We start from the raw sequence: 1,229 nt of genomic DNA on the forward strand, positions 1-1,229 counted from the left end.
AACAAACATGACTTTGCAGTCGAGCTGACAACGAATAAAGACTGATAGGTTTTGAACTGAAGTTTGTTGAAAGGGGCTTTGGGGTTGAGTTGTCTATTTTCAAACTATCGTTAATCTTAAATTCATTACTCCTAATCCGTTTATGTTCTTTCTTGCTCGCGCAAGAAAGAACCAAAGAAATGCGTGCCTGCTCTGCGGCCCTTTGGGTACATTCGTGACTGGTTAAAAATGGCGCTGCGGCCTGGCCCAGGCCACACTCTCTTGCTTCGCCATTCACCTTGTCTCGTTCGCGCTGCTCTCTCAAACAGTCCTCGCCTTATCCATTTGTAACTGGCGTCACTCATCCTACGAGAAGGCAGATGCCGCTTCGATAAATCTGGAAAAAAAACAAGGTTTGTGTCTTGCACCAACACCCCTTCTGACATGATGAGTCGCGGATAAAATAAACAGGAATTCGTCGAGGACTGTTTGAGCCGAAGGCGAGTCCCGCAGACGCTGTTTATTTTTGAGCAACGAATAAGACCGAAGGGCATGTCAGCGGGGCTGATTGGGATTGTTAAGGGACTTGTCAGCACAAGTGCCTTAACTCGACCTTTAGGTCGAAACCTGAAAGCGGAACAATCAAAGCTCTTAAGGCGCTGTAGGCCGCCGCTGACAAAAACATTTAAATGAAATTGAGCATTAATCCAACAACCGATTAAATTAATTCATCGCTATGACAGAAAGAACAAATAAACCTCAAATCAAAACCTTAAAGCGCCTATCGGCCGCCGCCGACTCTGTTCCCTAATCTAATGGAAAATTAAACGCTAAGTGAAAAACACCATCCTCTGCATCAGCAAAACGATAGCCAAAGCCAATGCGCTCGATATCACCCACTGAGGTTTCAATGGCTTTATCTAAGCCCCAAGTAAAACCAAGCTCGTGTACGTATTCATCTTGAAGAACAAGAGCTTCGTTTTCCTGAAGATCAAAGCCGACAGCAAAATAATAACTCGTCACATAGAATGAGAAGAAACTGCTCAAAGGCCCAAGCATGAGTCGCTCAGGAAACTTGAGATCAGCGCCAATCTGGAACGAACTAAAGTTTTCAGAAGCCGCATCTCTGGATGAGAAGCCAGCATGCTGCACCTTCGCAAACAGTATTTGTTGCTCTCCCCAAATATCCGTATACCGAAAAATAGACGAGCCTATTGCGTAAGTCGTGGCGCCATTGTGCGAGCGTAAAT

General features: G+C 45.2%; 2 protein-coding genes. Both read right to left on the reverse strand.

What is annotated here, in order from left to right:
- Positions 1-304, reverse strand: a 304-nt coding sequence (locus A3739_RS31125) for a hypothetical protein (RefSeq protein ID WP_231877165.1), incomplete at its 3' end; no start/stop codon positions are given.
- A gap of 482 nt (positions 305-786) precedes the next feature.
- A partial coding sequence (locus A3739_RS30550) for a hypothetical protein (RefSeq protein WP_197472634.1) occupies positions 787-1,229 on the reverse strand: 443 nt, incomplete at its 5' end.

It is taken from the genome of Oleiphilus sp. HI0067 (assembly GCF_001635735.1).